This is a genomic window from Bacillus mesophilus, assembly GCF_011008845.1.
GTDB classification, from domain to species: domain Bacteria; phylum Bacillota; class Bacilli; order Bacillales; family SA4; genus Bacillus_BS; species Bacillus_BS mesophilus.
On record NZ_JAAIWM010000002.1, the window covers coordinates 847274 to 872350 of the forward strand.

At 38.1% G+C, this 25077-nt stretch carries 21 protein-coding genes, 24 tRNA genes and 1 rRNA gene; 6 read left to right on the top strand and 40 right to left on the bottom strand.

Going from position 1 to position 25077, the window contains the following annotated elements:
- Window positions 1-10: 10 nt before the first annotated feature.
- Both G4D63_RS09720 and G4D63_RS09725 read right to left on the bottom strand, forming a co-directional pair.
- Window positions 11-1021, bottom strand: coding sequence for a permease (locus tag G4D63_RS09720; RefSeq protein WP_239585896.1), 1011 nt, complete (start codon window positions 1019-1021; stop codon window positions 11-13).
- A gap of 194 nt (window positions 1022-1215) precedes the next feature.
- Window positions 1216-1689 carry an S-ribosylhomocysteine lyase gene (locus G4D63_RS09725; RefSeq protein WP_163179419.1) on the bottom strand — a complete coding sequence of 158 codons (474 nt, stop codon included), beginning with the start codon at window positions 1687-1689 and terminating at the stop codon, window positions 1216-1218.
- A 112-nt stretch (window positions 1690-1801) separates the two neighbouring features.
- On the opposite strand from G4D63_RS09725, the gene yidD reads away from it, so the two are divergent.
- The 3 genes from yidD to G4D63_RS09740 all read left to right on the top strand — a co-directional run bounded on the left by yidD (window position 1802) and on the right by G4D63_RS09740 (window position 4612).
- Window positions 1802-2020: a membrane protein insertion efficiency factor YidD gene (gene yidD, locus G4D63_RS09730; protein ID WP_163179420.1), complete on the top strand. Its 219-nt coding sequence runs from the start codon at window positions 1802-1804 to the stop codon at window positions 2018-2020.
- 212 nt (window positions 2021-2232) lie between these two features.
- The gene (locus G4D63_RS09735; RefSeq protein ID WP_163179421.1) at window positions 2233-3417 is read left to right on the top strand and encodes a GTP-binding protein; all 1185 of its coding nucleotides are present in this window, start codon (window positions 2233-2235) and stop codon (window positions 3415-3417) included.
- Between the two features lie 94 nt (window positions 3418-3511).
- Entirely contained in the window at window positions 3512-4612 is a 1101-nt protein-coding gene (locus G4D63_RS09740; protein ID WP_163179422.1) for a metal ABC transporter solute-binding protein, Zn/Mn family, read from the top strand.
- Window positions 4613-4927: 315 nt separating this feature from the next.
- On the opposite strand, the gene G4D63_RS09745 is transcribed toward G4D63_RS09740, so the two are convergent.
- The 3 genes from G4D63_RS09745 to G4D63_RS09755 form a co-directional block, all read right to left on the bottom strand.
- Window positions 4928-5089 (bottom strand): DUF1540 domain-containing protein, encoded by a 162-nt coding sequence (locus G4D63_RS09745; protein WP_163179423.1) that lies wholly within the window; start codon window positions 5087-5089, stop codon window positions 4928-4930.
- 149 nt (window positions 5090-5238) lie between these two features.
- On the bottom strand, window positions 5239-5865 hold the full coding sequence (locus tag G4D63_RS09750; RefSeq protein ID WP_163179424.1) for a hypothetical protein: 627 nt from the start codon (window positions 5863-5865) through the stop codon (window positions 5239-5241).
- Window position 5866: 1 nt separating this feature from the next.
- Window positions 5867-6157 carry a DUF2325 domain-containing protein gene (locus tag G4D63_RS09755; RefSeq protein WP_163179425.1) on the bottom strand — a complete coding sequence of 97 codons (291 nt, stop codon included), beginning with the start codon at window positions 6155-6157 and terminating at the stop codon, window positions 5867-5869.
- Window positions 6158-6329: 172 nt separating this feature from the next.
- Between G4D63_RS09755 and G4D63_RS09760 the strand changes: the two genes are divergently transcribed.
- Window positions 6330-6488 carry a hypothetical protein gene (locus G4D63_RS09760; protein WP_163179426.1) on the top strand — a complete coding sequence of 53 codons (159 nt, stop codon included), beginning with the start codon at window positions 6330-6332 and terminating at the stop codon, window positions 6486-6488.
- Between the two features lie 88 nt (window positions 6489-6576).
- Here G4D63_RS09760 and G4D63_RS09765 read toward each other — a convergent pair whose 3' ends face one another.
- The 5 genes from G4D63_RS09765 to G4D63_RS09785 form a co-directional block, all read right to left on the bottom strand.
- Window positions 6577-8058: an o-succinylbenzoate--CoA ligase gene (locus G4D63_RS09765; protein ID WP_163179427.1), complete on the bottom strand. Its 1482-nt coding sequence runs from the start codon at window positions 8056-8058 to the stop codon at window positions 6577-6579.
- 149 nt (window positions 8059-8207) lie between these two features.
- Window positions 8208-9026 carry a 1,4-dihydroxy-2-naphthoyl-CoA synthase gene (gene menB, locus G4D63_RS09770; RefSeq protein ID WP_163179428.1) on the bottom strand — a complete coding sequence of 273 codons (819 nt, stop codon included), beginning with the start codon at window positions 9024-9026 and terminating at the stop codon, window positions 8208-8210.
- Between the two features lie 55 nt (window positions 9027-9081).
- Window positions 9082-9897: a 2-succinyl-6-hydroxy-2,4-cyclohexadiene-1-carboxylate synthase gene (gene menH, locus G4D63_RS09775; protein ID WP_163179429.1), complete on the bottom strand. Its 816-nt coding sequence runs from the start codon at window positions 9895-9897 to the stop codon at window positions 9082-9084.
- Between the two features lie 2 nt (window positions 9898-9899).
- Window positions 9900-11642, bottom strand: coding sequence for a 2-succinyl-5-enolpyruvyl-6-hydroxy-3-cyclohexene-1-carboxylic-acid synthase (gene menD, locus G4D63_RS09780; RefSeq protein WP_163179430.1), 1743 nt, complete (start codon window positions 11640-11642; stop codon window positions 9900-9902).
- Window positions 11635-13035, bottom strand: coding sequence for an isochorismate synthase (locus G4D63_RS09785; protein ID WP_163179431.1), 1401 nt, complete (start codon window positions 13033-13035; stop codon window positions 11635-11637). The genes menD and G4D63_RS09785 overlap by 8 nt, the downstream gene beginning before the upstream one ends.
- Window positions 13036-13302: 267 nt before the next feature.
- On the opposite strand from G4D63_RS09785, the gene G4D63_RS09790 reads away from it, so the two are divergent.
- A complete protein-coding gene (locus tag G4D63_RS09790; protein WP_163179432.1) occupies window positions 13303-14235 on the top strand; it encodes a 1,4-dihydroxy-2-naphthoate polyprenyltransferase in 933 nt (310 codons plus the stop codon).
- A 137-nt stretch (window positions 14236-14372) separates the two neighbouring features.
- Window positions 14373-15137 (top strand): yteA family sporulation protein, encoded by a 765-nt coding sequence (locus G4D63_RS09795; protein WP_163179433.1) that lies wholly within the window; start codon window positions 14373-14375, stop codon window positions 15135-15137.
- A 51-nt stretch (window positions 15138-15188) separates the two neighbouring features.
- Here the strand turns inward: G4D63_RS09795 and cspD are convergent, their stop codons facing one another.
- The 30 genes from cspD to rrf form a co-directional block, all read right to left on the bottom strand.
- Window positions 15189-15389, bottom strand: a complete 201-nt coding sequence (cspD, locus tag G4D63_RS09800) for a cold-shock protein CspD (protein ID WP_163179434.1) — start codon at window positions 15387-15389, stop codon at window positions 15189-15191.
- Window positions 15390-15658: 269 nt separating this feature from the next.
- Window positions 15659-18061 carry a glycogen/starch/alpha-glucan phosphorylase gene (locus G4D63_RS09805; RefSeq protein ID WP_163179435.1) on the bottom strand — a complete coding sequence of 801 codons (2403 nt, stop codon included), beginning with the start codon at window positions 18059-18061 and terminating at the stop codon, window positions 15659-15661.
- Window positions 18036-19508, bottom strand: a complete 1473-nt coding sequence (glgA, locus tag G4D63_RS09810) for a glycogen synthase GlgA (protein ID WP_163179436.1) — start codon at window positions 19506-19508, stop codon at window positions 18036-18038. The genes G4D63_RS09805 and glgA overlap by 26 nt, the downstream gene beginning before the upstream one ends.
- Window positions 19505-20536 carry a GlgC family sugar phosphate nucleotidyltransferase gene (locus tag G4D63_RS09815; RefSeq protein ID WP_163179437.1) on the bottom strand — a complete coding sequence of 344 codons (1032 nt, stop codon included), beginning with the start codon at window positions 20534-20536 and terminating at the stop codon, window positions 19505-19507. The genes glgA and G4D63_RS09815 overlap by 4 nt, the downstream gene beginning before the upstream one ends.
- Before the next feature lie 12 nt (window positions 20537-20548).
- The gene (locus G4D63_RS09820) at window positions 20549-21703 is read right to left on the bottom strand and encodes a glucose-1-phosphate adenylyltransferase (protein ID WP_163179438.1); all 1155 of its coding nucleotides are present in this window, start codon (window positions 21701-21703) and stop codon (window positions 20549-20551) included.
- Window positions 21704-22130: 427 nt separating this feature from the next.
- Window positions 22131-22202 (bottom strand) — tRNA-Glu (locus tag G4D63_RS09825).
- A 14-nt stretch (window positions 22203-22216) separates the two neighbouring features.
- A tRNA-Ser gene (locus G4D63_RS09830) sits at window positions 22217-22307 on the bottom strand.
- Between the two features lie 6 nt (window positions 22308-22313).
- Window positions 22314-22388 (bottom strand) — tRNA-Asn (locus tag G4D63_RS09835).
- 29 nt (window positions 22389-22417) lie between these two features.
- Window positions 22418-22494, bottom strand: a tRNA-Ile gene (locus G4D63_RS09840).
- A 28-nt stretch (window positions 22495-22522) separates the two neighbouring features.
- Window positions 22523-22596 (bottom strand) — tRNA-Gly (locus tag G4D63_RS09845).
- Window positions 22597-22599: 3 nt separating this feature from the next.
- A tRNA-Gln gene (locus G4D63_RS09850) sits at window positions 22600-22674 on the bottom strand.
- A 21-nt stretch (window positions 22675-22695) separates the two neighbouring features.
- Window positions 22696-22771: transfer RNA gene (locus tag G4D63_RS09855), tRNA-His, on the bottom strand.
- A gap of 15 nt (window positions 22772-22786) precedes the next feature.
- A tRNA-Trp gene (locus G4D63_RS09860) sits at window positions 22787-22860 on the bottom strand.
- Between the two features lie 31 nt (window positions 22861-22891).
- Window positions 22892-22976, bottom strand: a tRNA-Tyr gene (locus tag G4D63_RS09865).
- 30 nt (window positions 22977-23006) lie between these two features.
- A tRNA-Thr gene (locus G4D63_RS09870) sits at window positions 23007-23082 on the bottom strand.
- A gap of 170 nt (window positions 23083-23252) precedes the next feature.
- Window positions 23253-23325 (bottom strand) — tRNA-Phe (locus G4D63_RS09875).
- Between the two features lie 179 nt (window positions 23326-23504).
- Window positions 23505-23580, bottom strand: a tRNA-Asp gene (locus G4D63_RS09880).
- 3 nt (window positions 23581-23583) lie between these two features.
- A tRNA-Met gene (locus G4D63_RS09885) sits at window positions 23584-23660 on the bottom strand.
- Between the two features lie 60 nt (window positions 23661-23720).
- A tRNA-Ser gene (locus G4D63_RS09890) sits at window positions 23721-23813 on the bottom strand.
- A gap of 11 nt (window positions 23814-23824) precedes the next feature.
- Window positions 23825-23901, bottom strand: a tRNA-Ile gene (locus G4D63_RS09895).
- A 21-nt stretch (window positions 23902-23922) separates the two neighbouring features.
- Window positions 23923-23996 (bottom strand) — tRNA-Met (locus tag G4D63_RS09900).
- A gap of 50 nt (window positions 23997-24046) precedes the next feature.
- Window positions 24047-24122, bottom strand: a tRNA-Ala gene (locus tag G4D63_RS09905).
- Between the two features lie 16 nt (window positions 24123-24138).
- A tRNA-Pro gene (locus tag G4D63_RS09910) sits at window positions 24139-24215 on the bottom strand.
- 8 nt (window positions 24216-24223) lie between these two features.
- Window positions 24224-24300, bottom strand: a tRNA-Arg gene (locus tag G4D63_RS09915).
- A 32-nt stretch (window positions 24301-24332) separates the two neighbouring features.
- Window positions 24333-24421: transfer RNA gene (locus G4D63_RS09920), tRNA-Leu, on the bottom strand.
- A gap of 11 nt (window positions 24422-24432) precedes the next feature.
- A tRNA-Gly gene (locus G4D63_RS09925) sits at window positions 24433-24507 on the bottom strand.
- Between the two features lie 37 nt (window positions 24508-24544).
- Window positions 24545-24629, bottom strand: a tRNA-Leu gene (locus G4D63_RS09930).
- 8 nt (window positions 24630-24637) lie between these two features.
- Window positions 24638-24713, bottom strand: a tRNA-Lys gene (locus G4D63_RS09935).
- 10 nt (window positions 24714-24723) lie between these two features.
- Window positions 24724-24799 (bottom strand) — tRNA-Val (locus tag G4D63_RS09940).
- A 181-nt stretch (window positions 24800-24980) separates the two neighbouring features.
- Window positions 24981-25077, bottom strand: a 5S ribosomal RNA gene (gene rrf / locus G4D63_RS09945); the annotation flags it as partial.

The following is a 25077-nucleotide window of genomic DNA, read 5'->3' on the forward strand; positions in this document are numbered from 1 at the left end:
CAACTTATATCTACATGATTGTTTGATACAGTAAAATAAAGCAATACACAGATACAGTAATCACGATCATTAAGCCAATGACAAAGCGCGCCTTAAAATATGCAAATAGCATGATGGTATTCTTTAAATCTAGCATTGGACCATAAACTAGAAATGCTAGAATTGCCCCAATTGAGAAGGTATTACCGAAGGAAGAGGCAACAAAAGCATCAGCCTCAGAACATAATGATAAGACATAAGCGAACGCCATCATAACAGCAGGAGCTGCAAGATCACTAGAGGCTAGTGCAGTTAATATATCTCTGTCCAAAAATGTTTGGAATAAGCTAGCAACAAACGCTCCAAAGATAAGATATTTACCCATTTCAAAGAATTCATCACTTGCATGATATAAAGTTGATTTTAAGCGATTTTGAACCTTTGGCATTTCGACTGGCTGAATTCCTACTAATTCCTCTTTAGACCATTTTAACTGGTTGGAATTTTGAAATAATAAATAAATCACAAAGCCAATAAAGATCGACAAAACAAAGGCAAGTCCCATTCTGCCATAAACTACTTCCATCGTGCCTTGAAAAGCATAATAAGTGGAAGCAAATACAATTGGATTTAAAATAGGAGCTCCTACTAATAACACAACACCAACATGAAGTGGCATACCTTTTTTAATTAATCTTCTTACTACTGGTACAATTGCACACTCACATATAGGAAACACTACAGCAAGCAAAGCTGCCGGAATTAATGCAACCATTGCATTCTTTGGAATAAATCGTTGTATCGTTTCCTCAGACACATAGGTTTGGATTAATGCCGACACAAACACTCCTAACAATATAAAAGGTATTGCTTCAAGAACAATACTTAGAAAAATCGTATTTACATTTAGCCATGATTCTGGAATGTCTAGATTGGCTGGGTCAAACGAAGAGAAGTCAATAAAGAAAAATAAAAACAAAAACAATGCAATGAGACCAAAACCAATTATATCCTTTAAAACCGTCAACCCTTGTTTGTTCATTCTCATTCTCCTAACAAACTAGTAATCTTTTATGATTATAACACACTTTTCTTTTACTAGATTTTACACTTATATGTATTATATAGCTTGGCAATTTAGACGATGAAAAATAAATAAGACTATTTAGTGAATACTATTTTTTCCATTCTGAAAATATATAAAAACCCCCTGCAAATTGCAGGGGATTATGATTATTATCCGAATACCTTATGAAGATCTTCTTTTGTTTGTTGAAGCCAAAAGTTCATTAAGCGCTTAGCACCTTCTAGATCATGGAGCTTTGCTTGACCACACTGCTTTTCAGTTGCAGCTGGAACCTCAACTGTTTCTACTGCCTCTTTCATCGTATCTTCCATTAAGTCGATAATTTCAGATTGTGTTGGATTCCCACTAACAACAAGATAAAATCCAGTTTGACAACCCATTGGAGAAACGTCGATAATATCAAAGTGATCATATTTTTCTGAATGCTTACGGATATTAAAGGCTAACAAATGCTCTAACGTGTGAATAGCATCTGGCTTCATCGCTTGTTTATTTGGTTGGCAAAAGCGGATATCAAATTTATTTACTTCTCCGTCGCTTCCTACTTTATGAACACCACAATGTCTAACATACGGTGCTACAACTGCATCATGATCTAACTCAAAACTTTCTACTGATGGCATATTATTCACTCCTTAAATATCTTCTATAAACTATAATAACGCGAAATGATTCTTTTTTCACTAATTTAGATTGGAATACTAAGAATTATCTTTATGTACATGGAGGGTTCACATGCTTAAAACTGTATTTATACTTATCATACGCTTTTATCAAAAATTTATTTCTCCTATTACCCCACCGACTTGCCGATTTTACCCTACATGCTCTCATTATGGACTCGAATCAATAAAAAGGTTTGGCGCTTTAAAGGGTGGATGGCTCACCATCAAAAGGCTTTGCAAGTGTCATCCCTTTCATCCTGGTGGAAATGATCCAGTTCCACCGAAATAAGTGATTCCTAATTATCATATTTAAATAAGTGCCGTTAAAAGGACTCTGTTTTGTCCTTTTTTTGTTGTATTAATATCCATTAAAGTTTTGATAGCAATTTAGATTAGACAATTACACTCATTAATTTTACTTTAAACTTGTCAAAAAGTTATTAATGGTTTATCATTCGTTTTAAATCGTAATAATTACGTTTTAAGGAGAGGGAGATACAATTGAAAAAAATTCCAGTAACTGTATTAAGTGGCTATTTAGGTTCAGGTAAAACAACGTTATTGAATCATATTCTACAGAATCGGGACGGTCTAAAAGTAGCTGTCATTGTAAATGATATGAGCGAAGTTAATATTGATGCTTCACTAATTAAGCAAGGTGGATTTTCCAGGACAGAGGAGAAATTAGTAGAAATGCAAAACGGATGCATTTGCTGTACGCTGCGAGAGGATTTAATAAAAGAAGTTGAAAAGCTCGCTCATCAGGGTGATATCGACTATATACTTATTGAATCCTCTGGCATAAGTGAACCCATCCCTGTAGCTCAAACATTTACGTATATGGATGAAGAGTTGGGAGTGGATTTAACAAAGTTTTGCCAATTAGATACGATGGTAACCGTCGTTGATGCTTTTCGCTTCTGGAATGATTATACAAGTGGAGAAAGTCTACTAGAACGTCAGCAGGGCACAGATGAAAATGATACACGTGAAGTAGCAGATCTACTTATTGATCAAATTGAATTTGCAAATGTTATTATTCTAAATAAAATTGATTTACTTCCACAAGAAGATACAACAGAGCTTCAATTCATGCTAAAAAGATTAAATCCTAATGCAGAAATTATCTTATCAAGCCACTCACAAGTACCATTAACAAAAATTTTAAATACTAATCTATTTGATTTTGAAGAAGCAAGTATGGGAGCCGGTTGGATCAAAGAGTTAAATGAAGAACATTTACCAGAAACAGAAGAATATGGGATTTCATCATTTGTTTACAAAAAGAGAATTCCATTCCACCCAGAAAGATTGATGAATTGGATGGAGAACTGGCCAGTTGAAGTGGTCAGAGCAAAAGGATTTTTGTGGCTTGCTTCTCATAATGAAGATTCCATTTTGTTGTCACAAGCAGGTCCCTCTATTATATTCCAACCAGTAGGTAATTGGATTGCAGCTTTGCCACAGTCAGAACAAAAATTAACATTAGAGGAAGAACCCGAATTACTAGATCGTTGGGACCCAATCTATGGTGACCGCATAACAGAATTAGTGTTAATTGGTATTCATATGGGTCGAGAAGAAATTGAATCTTCCCTAAACGAATGCTTACTTACTGAAAACGAATTGAACCAAGATTGGACAAATATCTTCAAAGATTCCTCTCTCCTTGAGAATTTATTGTAAAATTTTTTTAGTTTCATAATCGTAACAATTACGATATAATAGCAATTGGGTTTCAAATCGAAACGATTATGATTTATTGAAAGGAGAATAATGAATGAAGAAATTATCCATTTTACTAACTTTATTTCTTATTATAAGTGTATTTCTAATGGGCTGTAATGAGCAGACCAACAACGAACCAGCTACAGAGACAACTTCTCAGGAAACGGAAACAGAGACAGAAATAACTGAAACAAAAGAAAGTGCGTTAAAGGTATACACGACCATCTATCCACTAGAATATTTCACTAAAAGAATAGGTGGAGATCATGTAGACGTTACTAATATCGTTCCTCCTGGTGCTGATGGACACACATATGAACCCACTGCAAAAACGATGGTAGACGTTGCAGATTCTAATGCCTTTATCTATACAGGTGCAGGAATTGAAGGTTATGCAGATGCAATAAATGAAGCTTTAAAAAATGAAGATGTTATAATTGTAAAAGCAGCTGATGGGATTGAGTTGATTCCCCACAGTGAAAATCATGAGGAACATGGACATGGTGAGCACGAAGAGGAAGCAAGCCATGATGAGCACGAAGAAGAAGCAGCACACGATGACCATGCTCATGATGAGCACGAAGAAGAAGCTGGACACGAGGAGCATGGAGAAGATGCCCACAATCATGGTGATCTAGATCCACACGTTTGGTTAGATCCTTTACTCTCTATTCAGCTTTCAGAGAATATACTGCATGTTCTTGAAGAATTGAAACCTGACGCAAAAGCAGATTTTGAGAAGAACTTTAATGAATTAAAGATAGAACTTGAACAGTTAGATCAAGAATTTAAGGACACAATTGCTAACTCTTCAACTAAGGAAATGATCGTCGCGCATGCTGCTTATGGTTATTGGGAAGCTAGATACGGAATCGAGCAAATTAGTGTATCTGGACTGTCACCAACCAACGAGCCTTCACAGCAAGAATTAACAAAAATTATTGATACTGCAAAAGAACATAAGATTAAGTATGTTATTTTTGAACAAAATGTATCAACGAAGATAGCTGAAATTATTAAGAATGAAATTAAAGCTGAGGCATTAACACTTCATAACCTTGAGTCACTTTCTGAAGATGATAGTAGTAATAATCAGGACTATTTCAGTTTAATGAAAAAAAATCTCGAGACTTTAAAAACAGCATTAAACTAAGAACAAAAGGCGCAAGCGCCCCGTTTAGCCCCTTGAAGAGAAAAAGGGCGATATTTCCCTTTTACTCTTCAAGGTTTATTTGACCTAGGAAAAAGTGTACTTCCTTTTTCCCTCGAGGGGCTGGGTGCTGAAGCTGGATTAAATGATAACACTAAAATTATACTTTCTTATCTTTCAAGAAAAAGCATAACTCATTGAAGAGTTATGCTTTTTTGGAATTTTTTTAACGAGTCGTGAATAATAATGATAATTGTTATCAATAATAAATAGTAGAAAGAGACAACCACGGTATTGATTGTCTCTCCTAGTTAAAACTTATAGATCAGCTGGTTCAAATGTCTTACAATCTGTTTCTCCGCTAGAAGAAGCGTTCTTCTCTTTATGATTTACAACATAAATCTGAGAAGCACCACATTTGTTTTCATTGCTGATATTGTGAACACAGCTACTTACTTCACATAATACGTCTAATGCCATTGTTAAACACCTCCTTACTATTATGATTTACAAATTTACTGCGTGCTATACAGTCATATTGGTTGTAACGAGGATTTATTAAAGAGGAAGTATGAAGAACAAAGGTAAAACGTGCTTGTAAAAGCAACACACAAAAGCAGCAGTGAACATCACTGCTGCTTTTCTTTCGTAAGTGAATAGAATGTCCCGTACAGGGAATCTGCACTAGAACTATTGAGTACCGCTTCTATAGATCTTACTGCACTCGAATAGTGTCTAAGACTGTAACGGTATCCTTCTTTACCATTTATATCAATTAATTCAATTTCTTTTGGTGTTTGTATATAAGCATGATGGACATAGATAGAGATTAGATTAACAATTAACTCTTTGTCCATATTACTCCATAAAACCTTCTTTATAACAAAGGAATTGTTGTCCTTCCACTCCCCCATTTCAAGTTGAATGAAAAGGTATCTATTTAATTCTTTTATGTAAATTGGGACATTTTGAGTGATTGTAAAAAGTTGTTCTTTATTAAAAGTTTCTACTAATTGAAGAAGATGATTACTTAGCTTTGCTAATGAAACAAGTCTAAATGAAGGATGAAAAAATGCTGAGTTCCTCGTATTTTTATAAATACATGCAAGTAAATTTTCATTATTTCGTTCATGGTGCTGAAGGTCAACATATTGGGATATGATTTGGTCAATCGTAAGTTGAAATAGGGTATGTTCTTCTCTAATACTTGGTGGTTGTTTCTGGTTAGATCTTGGGTGTAAAGAAAGAAAAGTCATATTAGCTACCTACTTTGATTTCCTGAATAACTGCATACATAGAACTCCAAGAGCGTTTTACAAAATAGATAGGCTTCTCTTTTTCCTTTGCTTTTTGTTTAATCACCTTTGCTAAATTATGATTAACATAATCAGTCAAAACAAAGACAATATCTATATTTTCAGGAATACCCTTTTTAACAGAATTCACCTTACGACCATCTATATGGTGGATTTCACCAAAACCAGTATTTATTAACTTTTCTGTAATTAAACCTAAATGATCTGCACCCACAACCATTAATGATCTCATCTTTCTTCCTCCCAAATTTCATTTCTTATTCTCATCTTAATTGAGAATGATTATCTTTGTCAAGCTAATTGATAAAAATTATCATTATCAATAAGAAAACAATAAAAGCTGTATAACCTTTATTTTAAATGGATAGATTATAGTACTGTAATACATAAGAGGAGGAATTAGAATGGACAGACACCCTATTTATACAGACTCTCTTGCAAATGTGTGGCATCATGAACTTTCTCCACAAGACACATTTAACTATGAAGCGGATGCACTTGACTGGGATGATCAAGATCCATTTGATGAAGATAAAGATCAGAGGATTTCTTTTTACTTATAATTGATAAAGAGCAAAAGGAGCAAGCGCCCTGGTAGCCCCACGACATGCAAAAAAGAAGAGTAATCACTCTTCTTTTTTGTTTACTTTGCTAACCTTTATCTATTTTTACTAATTCCTGAAGCTTATGACGCTGTAATTTATTCGTAGCATTCCTTGGAAGCGAGGAAACGAAGTAAATTTGCTTAGGGACCTTATATTTGGCAAGTTGAGCTTTACAATAAGCTTCGACTTCCTGTGAGGTTAGCTCAACTCCTACAACAAACGCGACAGGAACCTGCCCCCACTTTTCATCTAAGATACCTACCACACCTGCTTCCGTTATTTTTGGATGTGATAAAAGAACACCTTCAATTTCGGCTGGATAAATATTTTCTCCGCCAGATATAATGAGATCCTTTCGTCGGTCTAGCACGAAGAGGAAGCCTTCATCATCAACATAGCCGATGTCACCAGTATGTAGCCACCCTTCTTTAATGGATGACTGAGTAGCTTCTGGCTGATTAAGGTATCCATAAGTAACCGTAGGACCTTTCACGACGATCTCTCCAGCTTTCATTGCAGGTTGTTCTTCTCCATTCTCAATAATCTTAATTTGAGAGTGAAAGAGTGGTTTTCCAGCAGAGCCTAGTTTGTTCAAACTGTCTTCGGGAGCTAGTGTAACAATTTGCGAAGCAGTTTCGGTCATCCCGTAGGTTTGAAAAACTGGAATATTATATTCCTTGCCTTTTTCTAATAAGACTTTTGGGGCTGGACCTCCACCTAATAACACACATCTGAGGCTTGCTGGATAGCGAAAATGAAATCTCTCAAGATGGTCCACCATTTGTGTAAGCATCGTACTAACAACCGATATCATCGTAACATTCTCTTCCATAATGGCACGATTTACTTTAATATGGTCAAATTGTTCTTGTACAATGACCTTCATCCCATAGATCACACTTTTCATAAGGATGGATAAACCACTAACATGGAAAAACGGAACACAAGCTAACCAGCAATCATCTTGATGTATACCAAGATTAAGTGCTGAGCCTATTGAACTCCAATAGTGATTGCCATAGGTTTGAATGACCCCTTTTGGCTTTCCGGTTGTCCCAGAGGTATACATAATCGTATCGATGTCCATCAAATTGAACTCCTCTTGGATTCTAACATTTTCGTCTGGTTGAATATCATATAAAGTATCAAATGAAAATACTGGGATGTTTATTACTATATGTAAGCTAGTTGAAAATGTGGAATCTGTTACCAGAAATTCAGTATTAGCATCTTGAAGCTGCCAAGCGATTTCATTAGCTGTTAATCTCGTATTAAGTAAAACTGTGACACCACCAAGGTATTTAATAGCATGAATGACTTCAATCATTTCAATGCTATTATGAGATAATAGCCCAACTTTTGTGCCCTTTTGAATGCCAAGCGTAGATAATCTGCCGGCCATCTGCAATACTTGTGTATGTAAACTTGAAAAAGTAATCTCCCGTTCTCCCATTTTGAGAGCAACACGATTTGGAGTTAAAAAGGCCCTTTGTAACAGCCAATTGGGAACTTCCTGCTGAACCAACATAGTGTACCTCCAATAGTAGAATAACTAAACATCCTTGTCCCCAGACGTTAATGGTCAGTTTTTCTGATGTAACGCTATAGATATAAATTCCTATAAGCTCAGAAAAGCTTGATGGCCTATGCCATCAAGCTTTCATGTTAATCTTAACCTTATGGGAAACGAGGGAATTGCTTAAAGTCTGGATTACGTTTCTCCTTGAAAGCGTCTCTTCCTTCTTTTGCCTCATCAGTTGTATAGTATAAAAGCGTTGCATCTCCAGCAAATTGCTGTAATCCTGCTAATCCATCAGTATCAGCATTCATAGCTGCTTTTATAAAGCGTAGAGCAGTTGGACTCTTTTCTAACATTTCTTTACACCATTGAACCGTTTCAGCTTCAAGCTGATCTAAAGGAACAACTGTGTTGACTAAGCCCATATCTAATGCTTCCTGAGCATTGTATTGGCGACATAAGAACCAAATTTCTCTAGCCTTTTTATGTCCTACGATACGTGCTAAGTAACCTGAACCGTATCCTGCATCAAAGCTTCCTACTTTAGGTCCAGTTTGTCCAAAAATTGCATTATCAGCTGCAATCGTTAAATCACAAACGATATGTAAAACGTGTCCTCCACCAATTGCATATCCAGAAACCATTGCTACAACAGGCTTCGGTATAACACGAATCAGTCTTTGTAAATCAAGAACATTTAAACGTGGGATTTGATCTTCACCAACGTACCCACCGTGTCCACGTACTTTCTGGTCTCCACCAGCACAAAATGCTTCATCGCCAGCTCCAGCTAATACAATAACCCCAATGTTTTGATCGTCACGTGCATAAGCAAATGCATCAATTAATTCCATTACTGTCTTAGGGCGAAATGCATTTCTAACCTCTGGACGATTAATGGTAATTTTAGCAATTCCATTATGTGTTTCATACAAAATGTCTTCATACTTTCTTTCTGCAATCCATTCTACTGTCATGAAAATTCCTCCTTAATGATTGTGGCTCAACACTTAAAAATTGATTTACCACAGCCTAGTGATTATTATTATGTAAAAACTCATCTACTATTTTACCAAAAACATCGGGTTGTTCCACATGTATGGCATGCCCAACTCTCGGAATTTGAAAAACAATAGCTTGAGGAATACGCTGCTTCATCTTTTCTGCAATCTCACAAAACTTTGGATCTAACTCACCACATAAAAGGAGTATGGGTTTTTTGATAGATGAAAGCTTGTCCCAGTATGATGGCTGAATGCCCGTTCCCATTCCTTTTAAACTGTTAGCAAGTCCTACAGGATTATTTCGGAGCCTTTGTTCCCGAATCTTATCTTTTACCTGCTTACTTAACATTTTTTGTGTTGAAAATAGAGGAATCTCCTCCCATTTGTTCACAAACGCCATGATACCATTGCTCAAAATGTCATCTGCTAATGTGTGATCTGCCTTTATACGAGTGAACCGTTCCTCTTCATCTATCAAGCCTGGTGAGCTACTCTCTAGTATTAATGATTCTACCTTACTAGGATACATAATAGAAAACGCTAATGCGACTCTACCTCCCATTGAATAACCAAGAAGGTGAACCTTCGTTATAGACAAATGATCTAAAAGGTCGTGAAGATCACCACAAACCTTTTCAAACGAGTATCGATGATCCACCTCTGGTGAATGAGTTTGTCCATGCCCTATTAGATCAAGTGCAATCACCTTATATCGCTTAGATAATGATTCAACTAGGAAAGACCAATTTTCTTTGCACCCAGTGAATCCATGCAATAATAGTATAGCTTGCCCCTCACCTTTTAGCATATAGGAATATGTGACACCATTCAACATAATCTCCATCGCTATATCTCTTGCAATCCATCTAATTGTTGAACTGCTTGATCCCATAGTTGACGGTGTAATAGTACATTCTGGCTACGATCTGTAGTAGGGACTTCAATTACTGATAGTTGCTTAGAGTTAAAACTAATGGAAACAGCCTCTTCAAACTCACCCCACGAGCTTACCCTAGAGAATTGTCCATCATACATGGAAACGACTTTTTCATAGTCTAAATCTACAGGCGTTCCAAACAACTGCTCAAAATTTTTCTCTTCCTTAGCTTGTGGTAAAAAGGAGAAAATACCTCCACCATTATTATTTACCAATACAACTGTAATAGGAAGGGAATGCATTTTACTAGCTAGTAATCCATTCAAATCATGATAGAAGGTAAGGTCTCCAACTAATAAAATTACTCTTTTTACCCTCGTGCTAATACCTAGAGCTGTCGAGATAATCCCGTCTATCCCATTTGCCCCCCTATTAGCAAATAAACGTATTCGTCTATCTTGAGCGAAGAAAAAAGTGTCAATATCGCGAATCGGCATACTATTACCGATAAATAAGCTCATATCTTCATCAAGCAGATTAACTAAGTGTCTAACTACATCTCCCTCAAAGTGAAAATCAGTTAGCTTAGAGCGCAAAATCGGTTTCACTACTTCGTTTGCAACTTTCCACTTATTTAGATATTCTGATTCCCTAGCTTGTGGAACAGCTTCAACCATCTTGCTAACCTGATGACAGAAGTCAATTTCATTCATATGTACAAAATGTGTCCCAGTGAAAGTTGGGTCTCTCCATCCTTCATCTTGATCAATAATAAACTGATGCGAAACATCTGATTGAGATATAAACTGCATTAACAGTTTCGATACAGGCATAGCACCGAATCTGATAATAACCTCAGGTTTCATAGCCTGAAACATTTTAGTGCTTTTTAAAATGGTATCATAGCAATCAATAATGCACTCTTTTGAATGAGTACCGCTTCTGACCTGAGACAAAGGATCAGCTATTACAGGATAACCTAAGACTTCTGCCAAAGATACGACAGCATCTGGAAACGCTTCTTGATCATGAGGACCACAAATGATGATCCCCTTTTTCTTATCTTGTATCTCCTGAATTAACGGAACCAGTTCCTCTGGAAGACTTTGCTTAGCATGAGAGTAAACTGCCTTTTCTATACCTATTAGGTTCCACTGAAGCTCCTCTAGATTGGGTAGAAGTGGCTCCCTTAAAGGAAAATTAAGGTGAACTACACCCGCTGGAGAAGATAAAGAAGTTGAAACCGCTCTAGTTGCAACACTATAAGCATAATGTAAGATATTAGTCGTACTTTCAGGTAAAGCCATTTCGACAAACCACTTACTGTATTTTCCATATAGTTCAATTTGATTAATCGCTTGTGGTGCTCCAACATCACGTAACTCATGCGGGCGGTCAGCTGTTAAAACAATGAGAGGTACCCTTGAATGGGTAGCCTCTACAATTGCTGGAAAATAGTTTGCAGCAGCAGTTCCGGAAGTACAAAGTAACGCAACTGGCTTTCTACTTGCTTTTGCTATACCTAAAGCAAAAAAAGCAGCAGAACGCTCATCAATGTTCATCCACGTTTTTATAGTAGGGTGCTCCTCCATTAGAATGGCAATGGGGGTAGATCTCGAGCCTGGACTAATGACTACATCTTCGACTCCAGCTCTCACTAGCCCTTCAATAAAGGTAGCTAAATAATGTGTTAATGCTAGTTGATTACCCATTCACTTTGCCTCCAATTGCAGTTAGCATTGGCTTAAACTTTATTTGGGTTTCCTCATATTCCATTACAGGCTCAGACTTCTCTACAATTCCACACCCTGCAAACAAGGAAGCCTCTTTTTGTCTAACAAGACCTGAACGAATGGCAACAGCGAACTCACCATTCCCTTTGCTATCAATCCAGCCGATAGGTCCTGCATACCAGCCCCGGTCTAAATGTTCCTGCTCCCTAATTTCAATAAGGGCTTTATCTTGAGGAAAGCCCCCCAATGCTGGCGTTGGATGCAGTTTCTCAACAATTGAGAGCAAATGAACATGTTCTCTAACCTTACCAGTAATTGGCGTGTAGAGATGTTGGATATCCTTTGCTTTAAAAATGACTGGCTCTTCCCCTGTCGTTAAACTTTCACAAACTTGCTCTAACTCTTGAGAGATCATTTCAACGACAAACTGGTGCTCCTCTAGATTCTTAACATCATGTAGTAACTCTTCCTCTAGACGTTGATCTTCTTCATCTGATTGTCCTCTTTTTATCGACCCTGCTAGGCAGGTAGAAAGGATAGATTGCTCTGTCTTTTTGATTAACCGCTCCGGAGTGGCCCCGATAAAAGTTGACGATCCACTTTCCATTGCAAAAAGATAGCTAGTCGGCTGATTTTGTTGAAGATAATATAGGATAGAGGCAATATTAAAATCTTCGTCTGAATAAAGCCTTAATTCTCTCGCTAATACTGCTTTTTCCAGAATGCCTGCATTTATATTTGAAATCACATTTTCTATTGAATTCATCCACTCTTTAACTTCCACTTCCTTCTCTATGAACGAGTGGTTTCGTGGAACAGTTTTCCTATTATCGGATCGTAATAAATTTTTCTGATCTTCGATAAGTTGCTGTGAAATCTTCTCTGGTTGATCTTGTGCTGTTACAATTTTATTGATTGTAAACCATGTATCTTCTTTTTCAATAGATAACATATATGTTGGTAAGTAAAATTTAGATTCTGGGAAGTCATTCCATAAGTCTGTGCGTTTCTTCTCAGGATCAAATGAAAAGCCACCAAATAGCTTAACTCCTATTGAGTGATTGGATTGGATAGAGGTTTGGATTAACTTTTTCCACTCTATTTCAATTTGCTCAAAGCGAGATACCTTTGAATCTGAAGTTGATATAACTTGTGATGCCCCAAGTCCTACAAACGTTGTAAACTGATCAGGTTCTTTCCAAAAGAAGCGTTCCCCAAAGAATTGTTTGTTTCCTGCTTGATAAAACATAAGGGGATCAACATAGTCAATACTCATACTTGAACTAACAAGTATAGGATGTCCAAGTTTACGGGCTTGGTCTATTCCTTCTTTGATGGTATCTAGTATGGATTTTTGTTGAGTGGTGATCATCACATTCCCCCCTAACCTAGTCATTTTACCGACATTTCTTTCATTAACTATATAAAAATACACCTGTCATTTCGGACTGTCAATAATAGTCCTACCGTTTCGATGATTCTTCCATATTTATATTGTATAGTTTTTGGCTTAAAGCATAAAGGAAAACGTTTCATTTCTTGTAAATAGATGTGCATTATTCCTTAATAAAAGCGTTGACACTCTTCCCTTCTTTACCTAAACTATATGTGATGTAGCTTAGAAAGAGGTGAAGCAGCTATGCAAACTGAAGTAAATCAAAATGCAAATTACCACCCAAAGAGACATAATTGGCGAGTATGGTGGACTTTAACTAGACCGCATACACTTACAGCTGCGTTTGTACCTGTTTTTATAGGAACAGCATTAGCTTTGCCATACACATCTATTAACGTACCTATGTTTATTATGATGTTGCTTGCTTGCCTAATTATTCAGGCAGCTACAAATATGATAAATGAGTATTACGACTTTAAACGTGGTTTAGATCACGAAGGTTCAGTTGGAATTGGTGGTGCGATTGTCCGAGAAGGCGTTAAACCACAAACAGTCCTAAGGTTAGCCTTCATCCTATTTGGAGTTGCTGCCTTAATTGGAATTTATATCTGTATCCAAAGTAGCTGGTGGTTAGCTGTAATTGGAACGATATGCATGGCCGCAGGTTATTTCTACACAGGTGGTCCAGTGCCGATTGCATATACACCATTTGGGGAAGCTGTTGCTGGATTATTCATGGGTAATATCATCATTCTGTTATCTTATTTTGTCCAAGCTGGCACCATTACACTAGAGAGCGTATTAATATCAATGCCCATTTCCATCTTAGTTGGTGCTATACTCTTGGCGAATAACATTAGAGATTTAGATGGCGATCAAGAAAATGGACGCAGAACATTAGCGATTATTGTGGGTCGTAAAAATGCGATTAAAGTACTTGCAGGAATGTTTATTGTTTCCTATTTATGGGTGATTGTCCTGATTCTTTTAAATATTGCTTCTCCTTGGCTCTTGCTTGTATTATTAAGCATCCCTAAGCCAGTTCAAGCAACAAAAGGATTTATTGGGAAAACCATTCCTATTCAGATGATGCCTGCAATGAAAGCTACTGCTCAAACAAATACAATATTTGGATTATTAGTATCAATTGGATTAATACTAGCGTACATTTTGTAACAGTCTACTCATGTAGGCTGTTTTTTTATTACATCTATGTTTTCTTTAACATGGTGCATACTAATGTTGAAGTAGTTTCGACTTCTTCTGATTTCTAATTAAACACCCTAAACACTATGAGAAAAGGAGGGAAACTCATGATATCTGCTCTCCAAATTGATAAGTTTAAACAACATTTACTTTCAGATAAGCAGGCAATAGAGAATCGCTTTGAAAAAGTTGGTCATTACGACCTTGAACGCGGTGCGATTCATGAATCAATGGGGGAATTATCTAGCTATGATAACCACCCTGCTGATGATGCTACCGAACTATTTGAGCGTGAAAAGGATATTGCCTTAAACGAGCATACAGAGAAGGAATTAAAAGATATCACGCATGCACTACAAGCAATAGAAGAAGGATCTTATGGCGTTTGTAAGGAATGTGGTAAGGAAATACCCGTAGAGCGTTTAGAAGCATTACCAACAGCCCTCTATTGTAAAGAACATTCACCAGAGCAACTAGAATCTCATGAGCGTCCAGTCGAGGAAGATATTCTTATGCCAGCCTTTGGTCGATTTGAATATGATGAATCAGAAGGTACTGCGTTTGATGCAGAAGATTCCTGGCAAGAGGTCGCTCGCTATGGTACCTCTGAGACACCATCTGATATTGACATGGAAGTAGAGCACTACAATGATGCCTACGTTGAATCAGAAGATCCAGTTGGATATGTAGAGGATTATGAGAATTTTATCGGAACCGATATAGAGGGTAAAAATATCACTGTGTATCCAAACCATCAACATAAATCATATGAAGATTTATTAGATGAAGCTGGAACTATGACGATATTTGGAGATCTTCCAGCAGGTGAAAAAGAACCTTATACAGAGGAAGGTCAGGATTATTACCGTTAAGTAGCAATGAAAAAAAAGCAGTCCTTTTAAGGACTGCTTTTATATGTTGGATTATAGTTTGTTTACGTTAGCAGCTTGAGGTCCGCGGTTACCTTCAACGATTTCGAAGCTAACTTCTTGGCCTTCTTCTAAAGTTTTGAAACCTTCACCTTGGATTGCTGAGAAATGTACGAATACGTCATCTCCACCGTCAACTTCGATGAATCCGAAACCTTTTTCACTGTTAAACCATTTTACTTTACCGTTTTGCATAATTTTGCCTCCTAGAAACGGTGCCTAATGACACCAAAAATATCTCCCGAGAAGATAGAAAAGAAACAAACAGAAAAAACCTTCAAGAATATATGTGTTTGAAAGCAAATCCTTACCAAACACAACACATTCATGAAGGTATGATCTTCTTACTTTCTTACTTTTCATCCTTGCTCGATAGTATCTAAACTATATCATAGGTAAATTTTTACGTCAATGAAAAAAGTGCCATTACCATTGACAAATCCCGATGTTACTGGATGATGCTATTAATATACCTTAACCTTGTTCAAGTGCCAAATATTGTCTGCATATTCCTGAATAGTTCGGTCACTGGAAAAATAACCGGACTTTGCAATATTGATGACACTTTTTTCAAACCAAGCATCCTTGTTTTCATAAACTCCACTCAACTTTGCTTGGGCTGCACAATAAGATGAGAAATCTTTTAGCACAAAAAATTCATCATTTTGCATCAGAAGAGAATCATAAATCATCTCAAAGTCTGAGCCGGTGTTAGGAAAAAATCCATTGATTAATTGCTCCAAAATCGTTTGAATATGTTTATTATGATGATAATAATCTAATGATCGATATCCACCATTTTGATAATAATTTAACACTTCTTCAGGAGTTAGCCCAAATGTAAAGATATTCTCTGCACCAACTTCATCACGAATTTCAATATTAGCTCCGTCCAAGGTACCCATTGTTAGAGCACCATTCATCATAAACTTCATATTCCCTGTACCGGATGCTTCTTTACTAGCAGTCGATATCTGTTCACTCACATCTGTAGCAGGAATAATCTCCTCTGCTAATGATACGCGATAATTCTCTAAAAACACCACTTTCAAATATGGATTAACTTTTGGATCATGATTAACTTTATCTGCTACTGAATTTAGGAGTTTTATGACCTTTTTAGCATAATAATAACCTGGTGATGCCTTTGCTCCAAAGATAAAAGTTCTAGGATGTATCTGGTAACTAGAATCTTCCTTTAAGCGATTATATAAATACATGATATGAAATACATTAAGAAGCTGTCTTTTATAAGCGTGGAGCCTTTTAACCTGTACATCAAAAATGGATTGCTCATCCACCACAATACCTGTTTGATCCTTAATTCTTTTGGCTAGGATTTTTTTTCTAAACTGCTTTACTTCCTGAAGATCTTTTCTAAAAGATTCGTCTTTTGCATATCCCTCGAGTTCAGTAAGCGTACTTGGCGTTTGAACCCATTGATCTCCAATTGCATCTGTTATAAGTTGAGTTAACTCTGGATTTGCTTTAATAAGCCAGCGACGATGTGTGATACCATTTGTCTTATTGTTAAAGCGCTGTGGATAGATCTCGTAAAAATCCTTCATTTCACGATGCTTTAATATCTCAGAATGAATCTTAGCCACTCCATTAGTGGAATGGGTACCTACGATTGCTAAGTGTGCCATTTTTACAAGCTGGTGAGATATAATGGCCATTCTTTCAATACGTTCCCAGTCATCCGGATACAAATCCCAAAGCTCCTGACAAAACCTCTCGTTAATCTCCTCCACGATCATATAAATTCTTGGTAGTAAGGGTTTAAAGATATGAACGGGCCATTTCTCTAGCGCCTCAGACAACGTTGTATGGTTTGTGTAGGAGATAGTCTTCGTCGTGATGTTCCACGCTTCATCCCATCCTAGGCCCTCTTCATCTATTAGAATTCTCATCATCTCTGGTATCGCTAAAACAGGATGCGTATCATTTATATGGATCGCGATATAATGATGAAGATCTAATAAGGAATGATGCTGTTTACGATAAGATTGAATAATACTATTTAAGCTAGCCGCAACTAAGAAGTACTGTTGCTTAAGGCGTAGGATTTTTCCTTCATCGTTTGTATCATCAGGATAAAGAAACTCAGAAACTGCTTCAGTATCACGCTTATACTTTAATACGTCCCGATGAATGGGGTATGGGGCAGGCTCTGCGCTCCAAAGTCTAAGCATATTAACAGTCGAAGTTTTATAACCAATAACTGGCATATCATAAGGGACTGCTGAGATCGTCTCTGCCTGAACATGCCGAAATCTAAGTCGATTGTTTTCCATATAAGATTCAACCTTGCCCCAAAAATTAACCGGGACTGCTTTATCAGCTCTTTTGACTTCCCATACGTTTCCATGTCTTAGCCATTGTTCTGGTAGTTCTACCTGATATCCATCAACGATCTTCTGATCAAACAATCCGTGCTTATAACGAATCCCAAAGCCGTGTCCGGGAAGATTAAGCGTGGCTAACGAATCTAGAAAACATGCTGCAAGCCTCCCCAATCCCCCATTACCGAGTCCTGCATCAATTTCACATTCTTCGAGAGCACTTAACTCAATCCCTAACTCACGAAGTCCTTCCTCACACAAATCCCTTACACCTAAATTTAAGAGATTGTTCCCCAGAAGTCTCCCTAACAAAAATTCTATTGATAAGTAATATACCTGTTTTTCCTTATTAGTACGATATTTCTCATTCGTTTCAATCCAATTTGTACTAATGGTCTCTCTCACTAGTTGACCTAAAGCGTGATATTGTTCACTAACCGTTGTATCTTCAAAACGTTTACCATACATCATTTCTAGCTTTTGTAAATATGCCTGCTTAAACTGTTCCTTGCTTGAGAACATGCTGTTCACTCCTAACAGGTTTGCATAATTTAGAATAAAGCTGATTGTATATAAACGCAGATTGACTCCAGCTAAAGTCCTGACTCATTGCTTGTTTTAGAATATTGGACCAATGCTGTTTGTCATGATAAAACGAAATAGCTCTCTTAATTGTAAATAGCATGTCATGAGCATTAAAATGCGTAAAACTAAAGCCATTTCCTAGCTGGGTAATTTCGTTATAAGAATGTACAGTATCATTTAATCCCCCTGTTTCTCTGACGATGGGAACTGTACCATATTTCATAGCAATCATTTGACCTAAGCCACAAGGTTCAAATTTAGATGGCATTAAAAACAAATCAGCACCAGAGTAAACCAAGTGGGCAAGTTTTTCATCGAAACCTATAAAAGACCTTACTTGGTCTGGATATGTGTATGTCATCTCCTTAAAAAAATGTTCAAAAGTTTCATCTCCTGTACCTAGAATAATAAATTGAACATTTTCCTCCATGAGCTCATGAAACATATGTGTAACTAATTCTAATCCCTTTTGTTTTGTTAAACGGCTAATCAATGCGACAATCGGAACATGTGGTTCCTCTGGCAGTTTAAAATAGCGTTGAAGAGCAGTTTTATTTATTGCTTTGTCTCGAATGGTTTCAAACTGATAAGGGGCTGGAATATAAGGATCGTTAGCAGGATTATAAAAGCGATCATCAATCCCATTTAAAATTCCTATTAGTTGATCACCTTTTTTCCGCAATAAGCCATCCAGTCCTTCACCGAAATACTCTGTTTTGATTTCTTCACAGTAAGTGGGACTTACAGTTGTTACATAATTTGAACTAACAATTCCAGCTTTCATAAAACTAACTAGATCATGAAACTCTAGATAGTCCTTTGTAAAATATTTGCTATTTATATTTAAAAGTTCATGTAATGTTTCCTTTGGAAAAAGCCCTTGAAAATGAAGGTTATGAATCGTAAAGACGGTTTTTATATTCCAATAGGCTGGTAACTCTTGATAATATTCATGTAGTAAGAAAGGTATAATACCTGTGTGCCAATCATGACAATGTAAGATGTTAGGAGATTGAAATAAGTATGGTATTGCCTCCAGAGCAGCCTTACTAAAGAATGAAAAACGCTCGCCATCATCGAAAAATCCGTACAAGGCATCGCGTTTAAAATAGTATTCATTATCAATAAAATAATAAGTCACACCATCTTCTTCTAGCCATTTAATGCCTGCATATTGCTTACGCCAACCAACCTCAACATCAAAACTGTCTATGTATTCCATTCGACTCTTATATTCTGTTGAAATGGAGTCGTATAAGGGCATAATAACAGAAACATTTGTCCCTAAGTCTATTAGCTCCCTAGGAAGAGAACCAGCAACATCTGCTAATCCTCCTGTTTTAGAGAAAGGTAAGCATTCTGACACGGCAAATAATACATTCATGAATTCATCAACTCTCCCTGGACTACACCCTTTTCTAGCACAAGTGGTGCATGAGGGTTGCCTATTAGTTGTAAGTTAGGCCCCACTTTTACATCTTTATCACAAATCACTGTCTCTAATAGACAGTTTTCATAGATTTGACTTTTCTGCATAACAATACTATTCTTAACAACCGTTCCTTTCCCAATCGTAACCCCTCTAAATACAATACTATTTTCTACATGCCCATTAATCGTACACCCATTGGCAATAAACGAGTTTTTAACTGTCCCACCGTCCACATATCTTGTTGGCGGTTCATCCTTTACTTTCGTATAGATTGGTCGCTTATTCGTAAATAATTCTTTCCAAATCTCTGGTCTTAACAGCTCTAAACTATGAAAATAATAGGCTTCAATGGATTGAATAAAGGCAACATATCCGGTATATTCATAGCTCTGAATATGATACACACCACGGTTGTCTAGAATAACATCGGATAGATACGTATACCCTGATTTTTTATATTTACAAAATAGTTCAAGTAAGAAGCTCTTCTTTAGTAAATACATGTTCAAGGATTTACCATTCTTTCTTACACAAGTAATATCGGCCTGGGTCTCTTTATGGCGTCTAAGGACGTCACGATAATCAAGATTGGCGACCACTTGGCAGTTAGCAATAACAACATATTCCTGACTACTTCTTAAGAAATAATCGATATTAGCCTCCATATGTGGGAAAGACCCAAAACCCATCTGACACTCATTTTCATGTTCCGTTGGGGGGAAAAAGAATAAACCATCTTTCTTACGATTCAAATCCCAGTGCTTTCCAGACCCAATATGATCCATCAAAGATCGATATTGATGTTTAGGGAATATTGCCACGCTACGGATACCTGAATTAACCATATTGGATAAAGCAAAATCTATTAAGCGGTATCTTCCACCAAATGGAATGGCAGATACTGATCGTTTACCAGTTAATGACTGAAGAGACTCGCTGACTGTTGAAGCATCTATTAAACCCATCATTGTATCTTTCATATTCTGTCCCCCTTATTGTTTACTGACCTTACAAGCTGAGACCATTTCTTCTGACACAAGAATTATATCTTCGGCAGAATCTCCTCCACCAATAGAGGTATCACTTTCAACTCTCATTCCAGATGGAACAATAGCTCGTTCAATATGGACATTTTCTCCAATCCAAGCATCTGGCATAATGACAGAGTCTTTGACAGAGGAACCTTTTCCAATATGTACCCCTTGGAATAGTACGGAATGATTTACATCTCCCTCAATGACACACCCTTCATTAATCAGCGATTGGTCAATATTCGCTTCTGGTGAGATATACTGTGGTGGTTGATTAGGATTTACTGAATATATTCGCCAGGAATGATCATATAAATTTAGCTCTGAATCATTCTCTAATAAATCCATATTGGCTTCCCAAAGACTCTTAACTGTTCCTACATCCTTCCAGTAACCCTTAAATGGGTAAGCTAACAATTTCTTTTGGTTTTTGAGTAATAGGGGAATTACATCTTTACCGAAATCATGGCTTGATTGGGGATTCGATTCATCTAATTCTAAAAACCTTTGTAAAATTGGATAGGAGAAAATATAAATTCCCATCGAGGCTAAGTTACTTTTTGGCATTGAGGGCTTCTCATCAAATTCTATAATATTCATGTCTTCATCCGTATTCATGATACCGAATCGACTTGCCTCCTCCCAATCCACTTCCTTTACAGAAATGGTAACATCTGCACCTTTTTCTATATGATAGTCAAGCATTTCAGCATAGTCCATTTTATAAATGTGATCGCCGGACAAAATTAATACATAATCAGGATTATACTGATTGATATAATTCATATTTTGATAGATGGCACTTGCCGTACCTGTATACCATCTCATGCTGTCAGACTCAGTATATGGAGGTAAAACAGTAACTCCTCCATGTCTTCTATCCAAATCCCAAGTGCTCCCAATCCCAATATAAGAGTTTAGAACAAGAGGCTGATATTGAGTTAATACTCCCACAGTATCAATCCCTGAGTTCGTACAATTACTTAGTGAAAAATCGATAATTCTATATTTCCCCCCAAAGGGAACTGCCGGTTTGGCTAAGCTTTCTGTTAGGGAATTCAATCTACTCCCTTTTCCTCCTGCCAGTAACATAGCCACACAATTGCGATCAACCATATACGTAAATCTCCTCTCACCGAAAATATTTGTAATTATATTAAATATGCCTAGAGAGTTGCTTAGATGTCACAAATCTAATAGTTACATTGAACCAAAATGAACCCTACATAAGAATGGCAAAGTTGGGTATGTATTTAAGTTACAACTGATATTATCCTTGCAAATGGGTATATCTGTATATAAGTTTCGTATGACAAACTTTTCATGGAATAGCGAAAAAAATAAGAATAAAAAGAAAAAGAGGAGATTTTGTAGAAAGGCAAAATGCAATAGACTGAAAGGAAAGTAAAGAAAGATGTGTAGAAAGTGTTTAATAGAGACGTAAAGAACGAGTTTAATAGAGGAAGTAGAGTCTAAACCTGGAGAGAGACTAATAGAAAAAAAGACAAATAAAAAAGCATTGCAAAATGCAATGCTTAGGTGATGACCCATACGGGATTCGAACCCGTGTTACCGCCGTGAAAGGGCGGTGTCTTAACCGCTTGACCAATGGGCCATAATATATGAGACTGGCGGAGAAGGAGGGATTTGAACCCTCGCGCCGCGTGAACGACCTACACCCTTAGCAGGGGCGCCTCTTCAGCCACTTGAGTACTTCCCCAAAATATGGCTCCACCAGTAGGATTCGAACCTACGACCCTTCGGTTAACAGCCGAATGCTCTACCGCTGAGCTATGGTGGAATAAAGATCACTTTTTAGTAAATATATTATGGTGGGCCTAAATGGACTCGAACCATCGACCTCACGCTTATCAGGCGTGCGCTCTAACCAACTGAGCTATAGGCCCAAGCCTTAACTTTTAATTATAATTTTAATGGAGCGGGTGATGAGAATCGAACTCACGACATCAGCTTGGAAGGCTGAGGTTTTACCATTAAACTACACCCGCAATTGGCTGGGCTAGCTGGATTCGAACCAACGCATGACGGAGTCAAAGTCCGTTGCCTTACCGCTTGGCTATAGCCCAATCACGTATGATGAAAAAATATGGGGCGACCGAAGGGAATCGAACCCTCGAATGTCGGAACCACAATCCGATGCGTTAACCACTTCGCCACGATCGCCATAATTGTCATACATGGCAGGGGTAGTAGGAATTGAACCCACACCGGAGGTTTTGGAGACCTCTGTTCTACCTTTAAACTATACCCCTAAAGGAAAGTTATTCTGCCTAGAAATAGTGATGGTGGAGGGGGACGGATTCGAACCGCCGAACCCGGAGGGAGCGGATTTACAGTCCGCCGCGTTTAGCCACTTCGCTACCCCTCCACTTTTGCAAATTATTTTTTTGATTATTTCTGGTGCCGGCTATAGGATTTGAACCCACGACCTACTGATTACAAGTCAGTTGCTCTACCAACTGAGCTAAGCCGGCATATTAGAAATCTTTACTAACTGGATATATTTGCTGGTACTGTCGTCCCAATCTCAGGAAGACTAATCAAGTAGCCTCTCGATTGGTACGCTGAAGCTTTCGCTTTGAAGATTATTCGGCGTGCTCTACCAACTGAGCTAAGCCGGCAAACATATAACATAATATAAAGGTGGCTCGGGACGGAATCGAACCGCCGACACAAGGATTTTCAGTCCTTTGCTCTACCGACTGAGCTACCGAGCCATCTATTGAATGTAGATTGTTAAAGTTAACCTTTTGCATTGGGGCAAAGCTTCGTCCCAATCTCAGAGGGATAATTCAAGTAGCCTCTCGATTGGTACGCTGAAGAATATTCATGAAGATTATTCGAGCGTGCTCTACCGACTGAGCTACCGAGCCATCTATGAATTTTCAATAGATAATGGCGGTCCCGACGGGAATCGAACCCGCGATCTCCTGCGTGACAGGCAGGCATGTTAACCGCTACACCACGGGACCATTTGGTTGCGGGGGCAGGATTTGAACCTACGACCTTCGGGTTATGAGCCCGACGAGCTACCAGACTGCTCCACCCCGCGATAATATCAATACTTCTTTTTGTTATACATACCTTATTTCCACTAATCAAAGTAAAAATATGGCGGAGGAAGAGGGATTCGAACCCCCGCGGGTTTTGACACCCCTGTCGGTTTTCAAGACCGATCCCTTCAGCCGGACTTGGGTATTCCTCCGTAATTTACAATGGTGGACCTTGTAGGACTCGAACCTACGACCGGACGGTTATGAGCCGTCTGCTCTAACCAGCTGAGCTAAAGGTCCATTATACTTTTTTTTGGTATATAGCGGCGGAGGGAGTCGAACCCACGACCTCACGGGTATGAACCGTACGCTCTAGCCAGCTGAGCTACACCGCCATATTAAAAAGTATTATGGGAAAAGTTATATTGCTTTCGCAAAAAAACTTTGGTGGAGCCTAGCGGGATCGAACCGCTGACCTCCTGCGTGCAAGGCAGGCGCTCTCCCAGCTGAGCTAAGGCCCCATCATTGTAAAGAATATGGTCGGGAAGACAGGATTTGAACCTGCGACCCCCTGGTCCCAAACCAGGTGCTCTACCAAGCTGAGCCACTTCCCGTTTAAACATGGCGCGCCCGAGAGGAGTCGAACCCCTAACCTTTTGATCCGTAGTCAAACGCTCTATCCAATTGAGCTACGGGCGCTAAGAAAGTTATTTTGCTATCGCAAAAAACTTTGGTGCCGAGGACCGGAATCGAACCGGTACGGTAGTCACCTACCGCAGGATTTTAAGTCCTGTGCGTCTGCCAGTTCCGCCACCCCGGCAATACATTATTTGGAGCGGAAGACGGGATTCGAACCCGCGACCCCCACCTTGGCAAGGTGGTGTTCTACCACTGAACTACTTCCGCAAAATTTAGTAATTATGATCTTATTTTAAAATTTTTATGGTGCGGATGAAGGGAGTCGAACCCCCACGCCGTAAGGCGCTAGATCCTAAGTCTAGTGCGTCTGCCAATTCCGCCACATCCGCGCACCAAATGGTGAGCCATGAAGGACTCGAACCTTCGACCCTCTGATTAAAAGTCAGATGCTCTACCGACTGAGCTAATGGCTCAAATAAAATATGGTGGAGGATGACGGGATCGAACCGCCGACCCCCTGCTTGTAAGGCAGGTGCTCTCCCAGCTGAGCTAATCCTCCAATAGAAGTCATTTTATATTTAGAAGATTAATATAACACGTCTACACAATACGTTCAACGTGAACTTTCTTCCATTTAATCGAATATGATATACACTTTAGTTAGTGGATAATTAATATAGCATGCTCAATAGAATATTTCAATAAAAAATGTTTTTCTAATAATGATCACAAGGACCATTGCTTGGCGACGTCCTACTCTCACAGGGGCAATGCCCCAACTACCATCGGCGCTGAAGAGCTTAACTTCCGTGTTCGGAATGGGAACGGGTGTGACCT